Here is a 15263-nt window from a genome sequence, read left to right on the forward strand (position 1 = left end):
CACGCCCTCGACTCACGGCGTGATGCGCGCCAGATGCTCGAGGTCGGCTTCCTCGCGCAGCGGGTCGGGCGCCATCACCACCGAAGTGCTGTTGTCGGCATCGTCGGCAAAGTGGGCTAGCACGGTACGGCCGGCCTCCATGCGTGCCTTGCCCTCGGCGACCAGCCCCAGCGCCAGCGGATAGAGCCGGTGCTCGGTCTTCAGCACGCGGGCAGCCAATGTATCCGCATTGTCGCCGACCATCACCGGCACGGCCGCCTGGGCGATGATCGGGCCGTCATCCATCTCGGAGGTAACGAAATGCACCGTGCAGCCATGGATGCGCATGCCGGCGGCGAGTGCGCGCGCATGGGTGTCGAGCCCCTTGAAAGCAGGCAGCAGGGCAGGGTGGATGTTGATCATGCGGCCCTGCCATTTCTGGACGAAGCCGGGGGTGAGGATGCGCATGTAGCCGGCCAGCGCCACGATATCGGCATTGAATGCCGTGAGCGCTGCGTCGATGGCGGCGTCATGCGCCTGCTTGCTGCCATGGTCGGCACGCGAGATGACTTGCGTGGCGATACCGCGCGCCTTGGCGATGCCGAGGCCGGCGGCGTCGGCCTTGTCGGAAATGACGCCGACGATCTCGGCCGGGAAGGCCGGGTCGCTGGCCGCCGCGATCAGCGCGGTCATGTTGGAGCCGCGCCCCGAGATCAGGACAACGGTGCGTTTCCTCTGCGCGCTCATAGGCCGATCGAGCCCCGATAGATGACGCCGGCATCTCGGCGCGGCACGATGCGGCCGATCGGCGTCACCGTCTCGCCGGCCTCCTGCAGCACGGCGGCGACCTGCGCCGCCTGGCCGGACGCGACCGCCAAAATCATGCCGATGCCGCAATTGAAGGTGCGCATCATCTCTTCCGGCGCCACACCGCCGGTCTTGGCCAGCCACGAGAACACTGGAGGGACGTCGATCGCCTCGAGATCGAGTTCGGCCGAAAAATCCTTGGGCAGCACGCGCGGAATGTTCTCGGGGAAGCCGCCGCCGGTGATGTGGGCCAGCGCCTTGATGCCATGCGTGTTGCGGATAGCCTTGAGGATCGACTTGACGTAGATGCGGGTCGGCTCAAGCAGCGCCTCTGCAAGCGTGGCCTCATCGTTGAATGGCGCCGGGTCGCCCCACGCCAGGCCGCTGACGGCGACGATGCGGCGCACCAGAGAATATCCGTTCGAATGCAGGCCCGAGGAGGCCAGGCCCAACAGCACGTCGCCTTCGACGATGTCGTCGGTCGGCAAAAGCTGGCCGCGTTCTGCCGCGCCCACCGCAAAGCCGGCAAGGTCGTAGTCGTTGCCATGGTACATGCCGGGCATCTCGGCTGTCTCGCCGCCGATCAGCGCGCAGCCGGCCTGGCGGCAGCCCTCGGCAATGCCGCCGACGATCGCGGCGCCCTGATCGGGATCGAGCTTGCCGGTGGCGAAATAGTCGAGGAAGAATAGGGGTTCGGCACCTTGCACGACGATGTCGTTGACGCACATGGCGACGAGGTCGATACCGATCGTGTCGTGCTTGCCGGCATCGATGGCGATCTTGAGCTTGGTGCCGACGCCGTCATTGGCCGCCACCAGCACCGGATCGGTGAAGCCGGCGGCCTTGAGGTCGAACAGGCCGCCGAAACCGCCGATCTCGCCATCGGCGCCCGGCCGGCGCGTCGCGCGCACCAACGGCTTGATCTTCTCGACCATGAGATTGCCCGCGTCGATATCGACACCGGCCTCGGCATAGGTGAGCCCGTTTCTGCGCTTGCTCGTTTCGGGCTTGCTCGTTTTGGGCTGGCCCGTTTTGGCCTGGCTTGTGTCGCGCTTGCTCATCGCAATTTTCCTGCTCGTTTGCGGGCTCTTCGCATGAACGGCTGCGCCTCGCAAGGATGACGACAGAATGGTTGGCTTTTGCCCCCGATAAAAGCGAAGCGATGGCGCCCCTTGTGCAAAATCTCCTCCGCCCTCGTTTCTCATCGGAGGCAAACCTCTCTCATCGGAGGCAAACCTCGCGTCTCCATTTCGCCTCCCCCCTTTGCATCCTTGTATGTAGTTGTTGTTGGTGCTCTGTTGCCATGCATCAGGCATTGGGGGACAAGCCATGCTCAATCCTTCGCAACAGGTCATGAGACTAGGCTTCGGATTCGCCGTGTCACAGGCGCTGCGCGTCATTATCGAACTCGGCATCCCCGATCTCCTGGCTGCCAACGAGCGGTCGGTAGATGAACTGGCGGCTGCCACTCAATCGGATGCTGACTCGCTTTATCGTGTAATGCGACTTCTCGCGCCTGAAGGGGTGTTTAGGGAAGTGCTGCCCCGTCATTTCGAGTTGACGGAGGTTGGTGCGGTGCTGCGCTCCGATCAGCCGGGTCCCCGTGACTTCGTTCGTATGATCAACAGCGAGGCCTATCTTGCCTTCGAGCAGCTCCTGCATTCTGTTCGCACCGGAAAGCCGGCCTTCGACAAGGTTTTCGGGAGCCCAAGGTTTGACTGGCTGTCGGAACATCCGGAGCAGGCTGCCTTGTTTCAGCGTGCCATGGTCGCCTTGAGCCAAGGCAGTAACGAGGCCATTGCCGAAGCCTATGATTTCAAGCCGTTCACGCGGATCGTCGACGTTGGCGGTGGACATGGCCAGCTTCTCTCGGCGATCCTGGCGCGCAACCCTCACCTGGACGGCGTGCTTTTCGATCTGCCTTCGGGCGTCGCGGCAGCGCGCCAGGGTGCCGGAGGCGACCTGCCGCGCACCGAATTTGTCGCCGGTAATTTCTTTGAAAGTGTTCCCACCGGTGACGTCTATGTCATCAAGAAGGTCGTTCACGATTGGGATGATGGGCGTGCCGCGGAGATCCTGCGAAATTGCCGCAAGGCAATGCTGCCGAACGGGAAGGTGCTTGTGGCCGAGACGCTCGTGCCGCCAGGTGACGAACCGAACCAGATCAAGGGTATCGACGTGGTCATGCTCGCCGTCACTGGCGGCCTGGAGAGAACGCGGACCCAATATGCAAGCTTGTTCGACGCCGCCGGGCTACGCCTTGAACACGTGATTCAGACCCGAGGACCCATTTCCATCCTCGAGGCGTCTGCGGTCTGACCAAGGAAGGTGTCGCCGCGAGCCCAGGTCGCTGTACTTCGCTGTCCAGCGACCGCACATTTTCCGTGAAGGTTAGGGACATCGTATATACGCGAGACTGTCGAGATGGCCGGCAGGGCAAAAGGGGTGGTTCACTCACAGACCTTTGCCACGTCCGGCGCTTCTCCCTTGCGATCCTCCTCCGTCTCCATCATGTATTAGAAGCAAACCCGGCAGGCACGCTTTGACCATCCCCAATCTGATCACCATCCTGCGCCTTGTTCTGGTGCCGGCGGTGGTGCTGGCAATGCTGCAGGCGCGCTGGGACTGGGCCTTCGCCGGTTTTCTCATTGCCGGCATTTCCGACGGCGTCGACGGCTTCATTGCCCGCCGTTTCAACCAGCAGTCCACGCTCGGCGCCTATCTCGACCCGATCGCCGACAAGCTGCTGCTGGTTTCGGTCTTCGTCGTCATGGGCTTCATCGGGCAATTGCCGCTCTGGCTCGTCGTCACCATGGTGTCGCGCGACGCGTTGATCGTCTGCGCCGTTGTGTTGTCCACCGTCATGGCCCATCCGGTCGAGATGAAACCGCTTTTTGTGTCGAAGGCCAACACCGCCATCCAGATCGTGCTGGCCTCGGTTGTGCTGGGCGAACTCGCCCTTGTCGTGCACCTCGACCCGCTGAGGCTAGTCCTCATATTGCTATCCGGGGTCTTGACCGTGGCTTCGGCCGCGGCCTATCTCGTGGCTTGGCTGAGGCATATGAGCGGCTATGGCGAAGGCTCCAAACCGGGCACCTGACCAAGAATCCATCGAAGCGGCCGCCGAGGCCGCGGCGGCAGGCGAAACTGCGTCTCTGGCATTTCACCGCCAGATCCGCTTCTGGCTGATCAGCGCCGTCCTGCTGGCGCTGTTCCTCTACGTCTTCTCAGGCATCCTTTTACCGTTCGTCGCCGGCATGGTGCTGGCCTATTTCCTCGATCCGGTCGCCGACCGGCTGCAGCGGCTCGGCCTGTCCCGCTTCATGGCGACGGTGGTCATCCTCATCACCTTCCTCATCGTGCTGGTGCTGGCCTTCGTCATCCTCATTCCGGTGCTGGCGACGCAGATGGCCGATTTCGCCAGCAAATTGCCGGAATACCTGACCCGGCTGCAGAGCCTGATCACGTCTTTCGATCCGAAATGGCTGGAACAGAGATTCGGCGTCAACGCCAATGGCTTGCGTGACGGGCTGAATTCGCTGCTGACCTCCGGCTTCGGCCTGCTCACCACGGTCTTCACCTCGATCTGGAGTTCCGGCGTGGCGCTGGTCTCGGTGGTCAGCCTGTTCGTGGTGACGCCGGTGGTCGCCTTCTACATGCTGCTCGACTGGGACCGCATGGTGGCGGTCATCGACGGCTGGGTGCCGCGCGACAACGTCGCGACGGTGCGCGCCATCGCCAAGGACATCAACACCGCCACCGCCGGCTTCGTACGCGGCCAGGGCACGCTGTGCCTGGTGCTGGGCGCCATGTACGCCACCGGACTGACGCTGACCGGCTTGAATTTCGCCATCCTCATCGGCCTGTTCGCCGGGCTGATTTCGTTCATTCCCTATGTCGGTTCGCTCACCGGGTTGGTGCTGGCCGTCGGCGTTGCCATCGTCCAGTTCTGGCCGGACTGGACGATGATCGTCGCCGTCGCGGTGGTATTCTTCATCGGCCAGTTCATCGAGGGCAACATCCTGCAGCCGCGGCTGGTCGGCAAAAGCGTCGGCCTGCACCCGGTATGGCTGATGTTTTCGCTGTTTGCCTTCGGCGCGCTGTTCGGCTTCGTCGGCTTGTTGATCGCGGTGCCGGCTTCCGCCGCCGTTGCAGTGCTGGTGCGGTTTGCCATCGCCCGCTATCTCGAATCGCCGCTTTACAAAGGTCACGGCGCTGCGTCTGTGCCGCAGCTTCCGGCCGATCGCGGCGGCGGCCACCGCACGCAACCGCGTCGCTGAAGTGACTGCCCAACCAACCGACCCGCCGCGTCAGTTGCCGCTCGATCTCGGCCATGGCACCGGCTATTCGCGCGACGACCTCGTCGTCTCCGGCACCAACAGCCAGGCGGTGGCGCTGGTCGACCGCTGGCCGGACTGGCCCTCGCCGGTGGTAGTGCTGGCCGGTCCCGCGGGTTCGGGCAAGACGCACCTGGCCTCGATATGGCGCGCGCGCGCCAACGCGGTGGCGGTTGACGCCAGGCGCATTGGCGACAGCATCGCCAATCTCGGCGCCAGCCCGGCACTGATCGACGATGTCGATACCGGAGCGGTTGATGAACAGGGCCTGTTCCATCTGATCAATGCGGTGCGTGGTGCCGGATCCACATTGCTCCTGACGGCGCGCCGCTTTCCGTCGGCCTGGGGTGTCAGGCTGCCTGACCTTTCCTCGCGGCTGAAGGCGGCGGCGACAGTCGAGATACATGAGCCCGACGATCTCTTGCTCGCCGGCGTAATCACCAAGCTGTTCGCCGACCGCCAGATCGAGGTCGAGCCGCATGTCGTGCAGTATCTGGTGCGCCGCATCGAGCGCTCGCTGGCGACAGCGATGCGCGTGGTGGAAAGGCTGGACCGCACCGCACTCGAGCGCAAGACGCCAATCACGCGCACGCTCGCCGCTGAAACCGTCAGCGCCATGGATGCGGGACAGGGAGAGTTCGAGATTTAGTATTGGGCGAGGACGGCGAACTTCTGGCGGTCCAGATCGGTACCATATGCGATGATGATGATACCGTTGCGGAGTAGAGTTAGATGTGCCCAAATATCCGGCGACGAACCTTTTTCCAATTCCACTCAAGTCGCTTGTACCACAAGGGGCGCCACTTGTTTTGACCGGGTATGGAGGTCGGGAAGGCTCCGTTGTGGGTTCCCTGTTCAACGATAGGCCTTTCAAACCAAAGGACTTCTACGCCCAGTAGCGGATCGATCCTGTCCAACTGGTGGCCTATCGTTGTTGTCACCTTGTTTTTGGAAAACCAATCACAACGCGCTTCCGCGGTCGGTCTCGTGATGAGATATGAGTCCGTCGCACGACTATGGGGGGCGGGATACAGCTTCTGCCGCTTCGATATTCTCCAGATTGGCAAGTAGTAGTTACCTGCATTGCCGAGATATATCGCTACTTTCCTATTGGGGTTTCCAAGTTCGGCAATTCCTTGCTTCAGCTTGTCGACAAAATCCGGAGTAAGAAAAACGTCGTCTTCCAGAACGAGACAATATGGCAATCCGGAGGTCAAAAATTCCTGCCATACACCAATATGTTTCAAACTGCATGATATTTGCGGTGCGGAAAGCGTCGCTTCAGAAAACTCTTCTCGAATTTTTTCTTGGATATCCGAAACATCGTAATCCAAGAACCAGTTGACGGGAACGCCCCGGCTTCCAAGCTCTTTCAAAATGTGCCGCTCTCGGTCCTCGTATCCCGTCTTTACATGGCATACCCGGACAAAGACATCGTTCGGAAAGGTTTTCATGGAGGCGTTTTACGCATTCAGATTGGTAAATCAAGCGCCTCTGATGGCAACAGTATTGGTTGTTTCTGCCAAATGCCGACCGGGCTGGTGCGGAGGCGTGCGACGAGGTCACTCTGCTCTTGCGGTCCAGCGGTGTACGGTAGGTTCCCCATCGGGCAGTAGCCTTGGCCAAAAGCGCGCCAGCTGTATCGCGGCATTGCCCACCGAACCGCCGATCACCGATGCTGCCAGAAACTTGCCGGCAGCGAAGCCGCTGTGTTCATCAGGGCGAGAGACGACCATGCGGAATGAGCATTCGCTCGGCTCGCCTGCCAATCGCATTCGCCAACGAAGCGAAGAGGATCAAGGGCACGACGGATCGGTTGACCGTGGTGGTTACGGCTCTCGTCGCGGGCACAGATGCCTGGATCTCGTGGAAAATGAGAGGATGGTCGGAGTGGAGAGATTCGAACTCCCGACCCTCTGGTCCCAAACCAGATGCGCTACCAGGCTGCGCTACACTCCGAACGGTCTGTTGCCTATTCATTTCAGTGGAGCATGGCAAGTGCAAAAACCTTGCCGCCGTGCGCATTGCGCAGTAATGACGGGCAAAGGGTGGCGATGCTGCCTTGCACAAAAACGAGGTGGCCATGTCCGCGCGCATTTTCAGCCCTGCCAAAACCGCGATGCAGTCCGGCAAGGGCAAGACTGGCTACTGGGTGCTCGAATTCGATCCTGAGATGCGCAAGAAGATCGACCCGCTGATGGGCTACACGACGTCGGGAGACATGAGAAGCCAAATCAGGCTCACCTTCGACACGCGGGAAGAGGCGGTGGCCTACGCCGAGAAGCAAGGGCTGGCCTACCGCGTCGAAGAGCCGAAAGAGACCAAACGCCGCCAGATTTCCTATGCGGAGAATTTCCGCTATGACCGCAGGACGCCCTGGACGCATTGAACGGCGGCCAGCGCCTCGCACAAGTATCTGACCGGCCCAGGCCGGCCAGCGGTCCCGTAGCTCAGCTGGATAGAGCACCGGCCTTCTAAGCCGATGGTCACAGGTTCGAATCCTGTCGGGATCGCCAGATTAACTAAATGATATCTAACAGTTTTTTGCCATCGGGATTGTTCTCCCGCGATAGATTGTGCCGGCCCCTGATCCTCACACCGTGACGAGAATGAAATCCAGCTGGCTGCCTGGCCGGCGGAACCGGGTGCGGTTCACGTTGTTACTCCAGTGGGCGGTCGTTGGCCGTCGGATTCGGAGTCATCGTTTCATGTCCAATGGCCCTTTACCCGAAAACGTTCCGGTTACGCTTCCCACGATCGACGCAAAGGCTGCGCCGACACTCAAGAACGCCGAGGCGGAGGTGTTCTATATGGAGGCGATCCGCGAACTCACCGCCACGGACATTCCTTTTCTTGTCGCCGGAACGTACGCGTTAAGCGCCTATACGGGCGTCACCCGCCAGACCAAGGATCTCGATATCTTCTGCAAGGCGGGCGACTATCCGCGTATCCTCGCCCATTTCAAACAGCTTGGATATGCGGTCGAAATCGAAGACGATCGGTGGCTTGGAAAAGTGTTCAAGGGCACACATTTCTTCGACGTCATATTCGCCTCTGCGAACGGCATGATGCCTGTTGGCGATCTGTGGCTGGAGCAGGCCCGTCAAACCGAGCTGCTGGGCAGTCGGGTGAGGATCATCGGACCGACCGAGCTTGTCTGGTCCAAATGCTTCATCCAGGACAGGGGCCGTCACGACGGAGCCGATATCGCTCATACGATTCTCAAGGCGCATGACCAGATCGACTGGCACAGGCTGCTTTCCTACCTGGAGGTTCACTGGGAGGTGCTGCTGATGCATCTTCTCAATTTCAGATGGATCTATCCGAGCGAGCGCGATCATATTCCGGCTTGGCTGCTCGATGAATTGCTGGACCGCCTCGCCAAGCAACGACAATTGCCGTCTCCCAGAATGAAGATCTGCCGCGGACGCCTGCTTTCGCAAGTCGACTACGAAATCGACGTCAAGGAATGGGGCTTTGCGGGCGTCGGGGGCGCGGGAGAGTCTCGCGATGGCTGATCACATCAAGAGCGCAACGTCGACGGACGGTGCACGCACGCTCAAGATTGCCGCGGTGGGCGACCTGCATGTCAGGGAAGATGCCCAAGCGTCGTATCGCGATCTCTTCGGCGAAATATCGCGCGAAGCCGATGTCCTCGTGCTCGCCGGAGATCTCACCAACCTCGGCAAGCCTCGTGAAGCAGAGCTGCTCGCCGAGGATTTGCGTCACTGCTCGATCCCGGTGGTGGCCGTGCTCGGCAATCACGACTATGAGTCCGATGCGGTGGAAGACGTCACAAACATCCTGCGCCAGGCGGACGTCCGCCTTCTCGACGGGCAGACGATCGAAATCGCGGAAGTCGGTTTTGTCGGCGTGAAAGGGTTCATCGGCGGCTTTGGGGCGCGCATGCTCGGCTCCTTCGGCGAACCGGCGATCAAAGCGATGGTCGCGGAAAACGTGAACGAGGCAATGCGGCTTGAAAATGCGATGCGCCAGGTTCGCACGAAACGCACACTGGTAGTTCTCCACTACGCCCCGATTGCCGAGACCGTTGCGGGAGAGCCCCTGGAGATATTTCCGTTTTTGGGTTCTTCACGTTTGGCGGAAACGATCGATCGTTTCCGGGTCAGCGCCGTCGTGCACGGTCATGCGCATCGCGGCTCCTACCAAGGTCAAACGCCTGGCGGAGCCAATGTCTACAACGTCGCGATGCATGTGGCCAAGCCGACCGGCCGCCCCTATGCCTTGCTCGACATCTGATGCGCGTTGGCATGCAGCCCGACCAGATCCAATCTGCCCCGGGCTCAGTTCGCTGCGTTGATCGACTTTGCCAGCTCTTCCAGCTTCCTGGGATCGTTGCCGTGACGGCGCACCAGTTCGCGGGCTTGGTTTGGCGGCAAATCGGCTGTGGCGGCCAGCTGTCGCACCTGATCGTCGATGGCAACCTGCGGCAAGGTGTTGTCGAAATCTGCTGCCTTGTCCTTCATGACGGTTCTCCTCGATCGCTGTCCAAGACAACGGCTTGAAAATCGCACCGGTTCCGAAAGATCTGCAAAACACGAGCGCCAATGTCTCGCCGCTACCACCAGCCATGCAAGGTCTCGATTGCGCAACGATCACAACGGCGAAGGTTCTGCCAGGAAGAACGGAGATAATCTCGATGTTGCAGCCAAGAGAACCCGACCCAAATCGCGATGTGCCCATGCCGGCTCCGACGTGGAAGCCTGAACCGATCGAGGAGCCCGAACCGGAAAGGCTGTCGGGACGAAACTCCGCTGCCCAATCCCCGACGAGAATGAAGAACCTTCGGTCCACGCCACAGGATCGATATCTGGTTCGCAAGCGAGTGATCGCAGTTGAAGCAATCGGACAATTGACGACAGCCGCATCGCGCCTAACTTTTCCTGCGTGGCGGTGAACACGCGCGCGGGAATAATCAGGTGTCTGCGCTCCTGCCTCTGGACGGTCTGCCAAAGGAGGCTCTGTCTTGAAACGCTTCTGGATGAGCGTTGTTGTCATTGTCGTTGTGTTGGGCGCTGGGTTCTTCGCCTATGCCTGGAAACCGGCGATCGGTCCGGTCGAGCCGCCGCAGCGCTCGTCCTTCGATCAGTCCCTGATCGAGAAGGGCGCGGTGCTGGCCTCGGTCGGCAATTGCACGTCCTGCCACACCAGGCCCGGCGACAAATCCTTTGCCGGCGGCCTTGCCGTGCCGACGCCCTTCGGCACGATCTATTCCACCAACATCACGCCCAACCCCGAGACGGGTATCGGCCGCTGGTCGCAGGCCGCCTTCACCCGTGCCATGCGCGAGGGCGTCGACCGCGCCGGCAACCACCTCTACCCGGCATTTCCCTACGATCATTTCACGTTGGTCTCGGACGAAGACAACAGCGCGCTCTATGCCTATCTGATGACGCGCCAGCCGGTGAACAAGCGCCCGCCCGCCAATGAATTGCCGTTCCCGCTGAATGTGCGGCTGGTGCTGGCCGGCTGGAAGCTGCTGTTCTTCGACAGAGGCGCATACCAAAATATCGCGTCGGAAAGTGCAGAGTGGAACCGCGGCGCCTACCTCGTCAACGGCCTCGGACATTGCGGCGCCTGCCACACGCCGCGCAACGTGCTCGGCGCCGAGAAAAAGGGGTCGCACCTTGCCGGCGGCGAAGCCGAGGGCTGGACGGCTTTCGCCCTCGATGCCAGCTCGCCCGCGCCAGTGCCATGGACGCGTGACAGTCTTTTCGATTATCTCCGGCAAGGGTGGCATACCGACCATGGCGTCGCCAACGGCCCGATGGGCGAGGTGACCGGCAATCTCGGCCGGCTTGCAGATGCCGACATCAGCGCCATGGCCACCTATGTCGCCTCGCAGATGGGCGAGCCTTCGCCGCAGCGCACCGCGAAAGCGCAGGAGATCCGCACGAAACTGTCGGCCGATGCCGGCGCGGTTCCCATTCCGGTGTCGGCATCGGCCGAAACGCCGGCCGGGCGCGGCGCGGTGATCTTCCAGGCGGCCTGCGCGACCTGCCATGACGGCAGCCGCCCGCCGCCGTTCGGCGGTATAGACTTCCATCTTTCGAGCGCGGTCAATGCACCCGGCCCGCAGAACCTCATCAACACCGTGTTGTTCGGCCTGCCGGCGGCGAGCGGACGCCAGAGCGCAGTCATGCCGGGTTTCGCCGCGACGCTGCGCGACGAGCAGGTGACCGATCTGCTCGCCTATCTGCGTGAGGCCTTCGCTGGCCAGCCGGCGTGGCCGGATGCCGCCGACCGGCTGACTGCTACACGAAACGGCAAATACCAGGTCAGCGTGCGCCCGTCCGACGGCATCGAGCGCGGCCCGGACAATGTAGGGGCCCAGGACAAATGAAAGCAGGAGCCAGATGATGAAGCTCAACGTCAACGGCGTCTCGCATGACGTCGAAGCCGACCCTGCGACGCCACTCCTCTATGTGCTGCGCAACGATCTGAAGCTCAACGGCGCCAAGTTCGGCTGCGGACTCGGACAATGCGGCGCCTGCACGGTGATGGTCGACGGCCAGGCGGTCTTCTCATGCCTGACGCCGGCGATGCTGGTGGAAGGCCGCCAGGTCAAGACGGTTGAGGGGCTGGGCACGATCGATGAGCCGGGGCCGATGCAGACCGCTTTCATCGAGGAGCAGGCGGTGCAGTGCGGCTACTGCATCGCCGGCATGATGATGCGGGCACAGGCTCTGCTCGAGGCCAAGCCCGACGCCGGCGACGCCGACATCCGGCAGGCGCTGGAGCCGAATCTTTGCCGTTGCGGCACGCACATGCGCATCCTGCGTGCCGTCGCCCGCGCCCGCGACCTTATGAGGTCGAAATCGGCTTCGATGCCGGCAGCCGCGGGGAGGGCATCATGAACGCCCCAGACTTCCCCGACCTGAGCCGGCGCGGTTTTCTGGCCGGAACAGGAGCGCTGCTCGTCTCCTTCACCGTTCCAGCACTAGCCCAGCAGGCGGCACCTGCGGCACCCGCGCCGGCCCCTGCACCGGCCAAGACGTCGCCGCTACCGGGCAGCCTTGCCGATACGCCGTCGCTGGATGCCTGGATCCGCGTCGATGCCGATGGTTCGATCACCGTCTTCACCGGCAAGGCCGAACTCGGCCAGGGCACCAAGACATCGCTGCGCCAGATCGCGGCCGAAGAACTGGAAGTCGAGCCCGCGGCAATCAGGCTGATCACCGCCGATACCGCACTGACGCCCAATGAAGGCTACACGGCCGGCAGCCAGACGATCCAGAACAGCGGCACTGCGATACGCTATGCGTCGGCGCAGGTGCGCCAGATCCTGGTGGCCAAGGCCAGCGATAAGCTCGGCGTGCCGGTCGATCAGCTCAAGGCGCAAGATGGCAAGATCGTCGGGCCCAACGGCGCCTCGGTTGGCTATGGCGAACTGGTCGCCGCCGATTTCCTGCATGTCGACGCAGCCGCCGACACCAGGCTGAAGGCGCCGGAGACCTATCATGCGATCGGCAAGCCCTTCGCCCGAGTCGACATTCCAGCCAAGGTGACCGGCGGCGAAGCTTTCGTTCAGGACATGCGGTTGCCCGGCATGGTGCATGCGCGCGTCGTCCGCCCGCCGAGCTATTCGGCAAAGCTGACCGGTTTCGAGGAGGCGGCCGTCAAGGCCATGCCGGGCGTGGTGGCGGTGGTCCATGACGGCGATTTCCTGGCGGTGGTGGCGAAACAGGAGTTCCAGGCGGTGAAGGCCATGCGCGCCATGGCGGCGACGGCAAAATGGCAGGAACAGGCTGCACTGCCGGACCAGGACCAGATCCCGCCCTTCCTCGAAAAATCAGTTGCCGAAATCGGCACGGTGACTTCGGTTGGCGCCGATTCCGCGCCGGGTGCAAAGACGCTGGAGGCGCAGTTTACCCGCGCGTACCAGATGCACGGCTCGATCGGCCCGTCCAGTGCTGTCGCCATGGTCGACAACGGCCTGACGACGGTGTGGACGCACACGCAGGGTGTCTATCCCGACCGCAAGGCGATTGCGGAGATGCTGGGCGTACTGCCCGAAAAGGTGCGCTGCATCCACACCGAGGGTTCCGGCTGCTATGGCCATAATGGCGCCGACGATGCCGCGGCCGATGCCGCGCTGATCGCGCAGGCGCTGCCCGGCACGCCGGTGCGCGTGCAGTGGATGCGCGACCAGGAGCATCTATGGGAACCCTACGGTCCGGCCATGCTGACGAAGGCGAGTGCGACGCTCGACGCGAACGGCAACATCGTCAATTGGCACTATGATCTGTGGAGCAACAACCATGGCACGCGGCCGGGTTCGGCCGGGTCGCTGATCGCCGGCCGGCTGATGGCACGGCATTTTCCGCCCGACACGGCCAAGCTGCAGATTTCTCCGCTCGGCAATGGCGACCGCAATGCCATTCCGCTCTACGATGTGCCGAACCAGCGCGTGAACTGGCATTTCGTCGCCGACATGCCGGTGCGCGTCTCGGCGCTGCGCGGGCTTGGCGCCTATTGCAACGTCTTCTCCATCGAAAGCTTCATGGACGAGCTGGCGCTGGCGGCCAATGCCGACCGTGTCGAGTACCGGCTGCGGCACCTGAAGGACCCACGCGCCAAAAAAGTGATCGAGGTGGCGGCCGAAAAATTCGGCTGGAGCAACGACCCGATGCCGGAAGGCCGGGGCAGGGGCTTTGCCTTCGCAAAGTACAAGAACCACGCCGCCTATCTCGCCATCGCGTTGGAAGCGGACGTGGACCGCGACAGCGGCGCCATCGTCCTCTCGCATGTCGTGTGCGCGGTCGATTGCGGCGAGGCGGTGGCGCCGGATTCGATCGTCAACCAGACCGAAGGCGGCATATTGCAGTCGCTGAGCTGGACGCTCTACGAGGCCGTCCATTTCAGCGACACCCGCATCCTCAGTCCCGACTGGTCGGCCTATCCGATCCTGCGTTTCAGTGCCGTTCCCGACAGCGTCGCGGTGCATGTCGTCGACAATCCAGGCTCGCCCTATCTCGGCGTGGCGGAAGCAGCTCAAGGGCCGACTGCTGGCGCGATCGCCAATGCGTTCCGCCACGCAACGGGCAAGCGCATCCACGACCTGCCCTACACGCGCGAACGCGTGAAAGCCGTACTCGGCGTCTAGGCGGCCGAAAGGAGCAAGACGAGGCACGCAAGGATCATTTGGTGCCTACGTCTAACCACCATTCAAATCGTGGTGACGCTTCAAGGTTCGGCCAATTTTTTCCAAGGAGAAATCCAATGCCTGAGATCCGTTCTCCTCGTCTCGCCGTTCTCATTGACGCCGACAACGCGTCGTCCAAGATCGCTGATGGCCTGTTCGAAGAGATCGCCAAGCTCGGCGAGGCAAGCGTTCGCCGCATTTACGGCGACTTCTCCGGCGTCCGTTCCAAAGGCTGGGCCGACATCCTCTCGAAGCATGCCATCATCCCACAACAACAGTTTGCCTACACAACGGGAAAGAATGCCTCGGACATCACCCTGGTGATCGATGCAATGGACCTGCTTCACAGCGGTCGCTTCGACGGTTTCTGCCTGGTTTCCTCGGATAGCGATTTCACTCGTCTCGCGGCACGTATCCGCGAGCAGGGGATCGATGTGTTTGGCTTCGGCGAGCAGAAGACCCCGGAGAGTTTTCGCCAGGCCTGCCGCAAATTCGTCTACACGGAGAACCTGCTTGCAACGACGCATGCGAATAGTGGGGACGCAAGCCGGGCCACAAGCCCGCTTCAGTCTCCCAGCGCCGCCACGCCTGTCATTTCGAAAGTCATCGCGCAGATGGAGAGCGAGGACGGTTGGGTCCCACTTGGCGCTGTCGGCACGCAGCTCGCCAACCTGGCCTCGGACTTCGATCCGCGGACCTTCGGGTTTCGGAAACTAAGTGATCTCGTGCGGAAAACGAATTCTTTCGAGATTGACCATCCCGAAGGTGGATCGTTGCGGATTCGTATAAAACCGGCGGCAGCCAGGCAGGCGAGGTCGAAGGCTCGCCGATAAGCGGGTGTCGAGATAGAGGCCTCTCGATCATGGTGTGGTCGGTCGAACTATCCCCATAGACCCTCAGTGTGAGGACGCGTTATGGCGAACAGCTCCAGCCCAGCAGAAAGTGGCTGTGTCAACAAGCCGACGCGAGCAGAA

Annotated in this window: 15 protein-coding genes and 2 tRNA genes; 12 read left to right on the forward strand and 5 right to left on the reverse strand. The window is 62.1% G+C overall.

Translation table 11 applies throughout. The annotated features are described in order from the left end of the window. Window positions 1-12: 12 nt before the first annotated feature. Complete coding sequence (gene purN, locus NKI73_RS02540; protein ID WP_352627124.1) at window positions 13-726, reverse strand: phosphoribosylglycinamide formyltransferase; 714 nt, start codon at window positions 724-726, stop codon at window positions 13-15. Beyond that, window positions 723-1847 (reverse strand): phosphoribosylformylglycinamidine cyclo-ligase, encoded by a 1125-nt coding sequence (gene purM / locus NKI73_RS02545; protein ID WP_352627126.1) that lies wholly within the window; start codon window positions 1845-1847, stop codon window positions 723-725. The genes purN and purM overlap by 4 nt, the downstream gene beginning before the upstream one ends. 268 nt (window positions 1848-2115) lie before the next feature. Here purM and NKI73_RS02550 point away from each other — a divergent pair, with 268 nt between their 5' ends. From NKI73_RS02550 to hdaA, 4 genes are all read left to right on the forward strand, one after another. Further along, window positions 2116-3105, forward strand: a complete 990-nt coding sequence (locus tag NKI73_RS02550; protein WP_352627128.1) for a methyltransferase — start codon at window positions 2116-2118, stop codon at window positions 3103-3105. 223 nt (window positions 3106-3328) lie between these two features. After that, entirely contained in the window at window positions 3329-3886 is a 558-nt protein-coding gene (locus NKI73_RS02555) for a CDP-alcohol phosphatidyltransferase family protein (RefSeq protein WP_352627129.1), read from the forward strand. Further along, window positions 3858-5066, forward strand: a complete 1209-nt coding sequence (locus tag NKI73_RS02560) for an AI-2E family transporter (protein ID WP_352627130.1) — start codon at window positions 3858-3860, stop codon at window positions 5064-5066. Before NKI73_RS02555 ends, NKI73_RS02560 begins: the two co-directional genes overlap by 29 nt. Before the next feature lies 1 nt (window position 5067). Continuing rightward, window positions 5068-5772, forward strand: coding sequence for a DnaA regulatory inactivator HdaA (gene hdaA, locus NKI73_RS02565; protein WP_352627131.1), 705 nt, complete (start codon window positions 5068-5070; stop codon window positions 5770-5772). Window positions 5773-5851: 79 nt separating this feature from the next. On the opposite strand, the gene NKI73_RS02570 is transcribed toward hdaA, so the two are convergent. Together NKI73_RS02570 and NKI73_RS02575 are read right to left on the reverse strand one after the other, a co-directional pair. Further along, entirely contained in the window at window positions 5852-6577 is a 726-nt protein-coding gene (locus tag NKI73_RS02570) for a glycosyltransferase family 25 protein (protein WP_352627132.1), read from the reverse strand. Window positions 6578-7005: 428 nt separating this feature from the next. Further along, a tRNA-Pro gene (locus NKI73_RS02575) sits at window positions 7006-7082 on the reverse strand. 124 nt (window positions 7083-7206) lie between these two features. Between NKI73_RS02575 and NKI73_RS02580 the strand changes: the two genes are divergently transcribed. The 4 genes from NKI73_RS02580 (at window position 7207) to NKI73_RS02595 (ending at window position 9383) form a co-directional block, all read left to right on the forward strand. Further along, on the forward strand, window positions 7207-7512 hold the full coding sequence (locus NKI73_RS02580) for an ETC complex I subunit (RefSeq protein ID WP_352627134.1): 306 nt from the start codon (window positions 7207-7209) through the stop codon (window positions 7510-7512). A 50-nt stretch (window positions 7513-7562) separates the two neighbouring features. Beyond that, a tRNA-Arg gene (locus NKI73_RS02585) sits at window positions 7563-7639 on the forward strand. Window positions 7640-7831: 192 nt separating this feature from the next. Continuing rightward, a complete protein-coding gene (locus NKI73_RS02590; RefSeq protein ID WP_352627320.1) occupies window positions 7832-8641 on the forward strand; it encodes a nucleotidyltransferase family protein in 810 nt (269 codons plus the stop codon). Further along, on the forward strand, window positions 8634-9383 hold the full coding sequence (locus tag NKI73_RS02595; RefSeq protein WP_352627135.1) for a metallophosphoesterase family protein: 750 nt from the start codon (window positions 8634-8636) through the stop codon (window positions 9381-9383). The genes NKI73_RS02590 and NKI73_RS02595 overlap by 8 nt, the downstream gene beginning before the upstream one ends. Window positions 9384-9427: 44 nt before the next feature. Here the strand turns inward: NKI73_RS02595 and NKI73_RS02600 are convergent, their stop codons facing one another. Continuing rightward, the gene (locus NKI73_RS02600; RefSeq protein WP_352627136.1) at window positions 9428-9610 is read right to left on the reverse strand and encodes a hypothetical protein; all 183 of its coding nucleotides are present in this window, start codon (window positions 9608-9610) and stop codon (window positions 9428-9430) included. A gap of 515 nt (window positions 9611-10125) precedes the next feature. Here NKI73_RS02600 and NKI73_RS02610 point away from each other — a divergent pair. The 4 genes from NKI73_RS02610 to NKI73_RS02625 all read left to right on the forward strand — a co-directional run bounded on the left by NKI73_RS02610 (window position 10126) and on the right by NKI73_RS02625 (window position 15122). Further along, complete coding sequence (locus tag NKI73_RS02610) at window positions 10126-11487, forward strand: c-type cytochrome (protein WP_502905577.1); 1362 nt, start codon at window positions 10126-10128, stop codon at window positions 11485-11487. 13 nt (window positions 11488-11500) lie between these two features. Further along, window positions 11501-12001, forward strand: coding sequence for a (2Fe-2S)-binding protein (locus NKI73_RS02615; RefSeq protein ID WP_352627140.1), 501 nt, complete (start codon window positions 11501-11503; stop codon window positions 11999-12001). After that, complete coding sequence (locus NKI73_RS02620) at window positions 11998-14250, forward strand: xanthine dehydrogenase family protein molybdopterin-binding subunit (protein WP_352627141.1); 2253 nt, start codon at window positions 11998-12000, stop codon at window positions 14248-14250. The genes NKI73_RS02615 and NKI73_RS02620 overlap by 4 nt, the downstream gene beginning before the upstream one ends. A gap of 116 nt (window positions 14251-14366) precedes the next feature. Continuing rightward, window positions 14367-15122 (forward strand): NYN domain-containing protein, encoded by a 756-nt coding sequence (locus NKI73_RS02625; protein WP_352627143.1) that lies wholly within the window; start codon window positions 14367-14369, stop codon window positions 15120-15122. Window positions 15123-15263: the final 141 nt, after the last annotated feature.

It is taken from the genome of Mesorhizobium sp. M0496 (assembly GCF_040321205.1).
In the GTDB taxonomy this organism is placed as follows: Bacteria; Pseudomonadota; Alphaproteobacteria; order Rhizobiales; family Rhizobiaceae; genus Mesorhizobium.

What these genes read in the sequence shown, in the direction of transcription:
- NKI73_RS02570 (WP_352627132.1), bottom strand. Translation starts at nt 6,577, where the DNA reads ATGAAAACCTTTCCGAACGATGTCTTTGTCCGGGTATGCCATGTAAAG.
- purM (WP_352627126.1), bottom strand. Translation starts at nt 1,847, where the DNA reads ATGAGCAAGCGCGACACAAGCCAGGCCAAAACGGGCCAGCCCAAAACG.
- NKI73_RS02580 (WP_352627134.1), top strand. Translation starts at nt 7,207, where the DNA reads ATGTCCGCGCGCATTTTCAGCCCTGCCAAAACCGCGATGCAGTCCGGC.
- NKI73_RS02550 (WP_352627128.1), top strand. Translation starts at nt 2,116, where the DNA reads ATGCTCAATCCTTCGCAACAGGTCATGAGACTAGGCTTCGGATTCGCC.
- NKI73_RS02600 (WP_352627136.1), bottom strand. Translation starts at nt 9,610, where the DNA reads ATGAAGGACAAGGCAGCAGATTTCGACAACACCTTGCCGCAGGTTGCC.
- NKI73_RS02615 (WP_352627140.1), top strand. Translation starts at nt 11,501, where the DNA reads ATGATGAAGCTCAACGTCAACGGCGTCTCGCATGACGTCGAAGCCGAC.
- NKI73_RS02560 (WP_352627130.1), top strand. Translation starts at nt 3,858, where the DNA reads ATGGCGAAGGCTCCAAACCGGGCACCTGACCAAGAATCCATCGAAGCG.
- NKI73_RS02610 (WP_502905577.1), top strand. Translation starts at nt 10,126, where the DNA reads ATGAGCGTTGTTGTCATTGTCGTTGTGTTGGGCGCTGGGTTCTTCGCC.
- purN (WP_352627124.1), bottom strand. Translation starts at nt 726, where the DNA reads ATGAGCGCGCAGAGGAAACGCACCGTTGTCCTGATCTCGGGGCGCGGC.
- NKI73_RS02590 (WP_352627320.1), top strand. Translation starts at nt 7,832, where the DNA reads ATGTCCAATGGCCCTTTACCCGAAAACGTTCCGGTTACGCTTCCCACG.
- NKI73_RS02595 (WP_352627135.1), top strand. Translation starts at nt 8,634, where the DNA reads ATGGCTGATCACATCAAGAGCGCAACGTCGACGGACGGTGCACGCACG.
- NKI73_RS02620 (WP_352627141.1), top strand. Translation starts at nt 11,998, where the DNA reads ATGAACGCCCCAGACTTCCCCGACCTGAGCCGGCGCGGTTTTCTGGCC.
- NKI73_RS02625 (WP_352627143.1), top strand. Translation starts at nt 14,367, where the DNA reads ATGCCTGAGATCCGTTCTCCTCGTCTCGCCGTTCTCATTGACGCCGAC.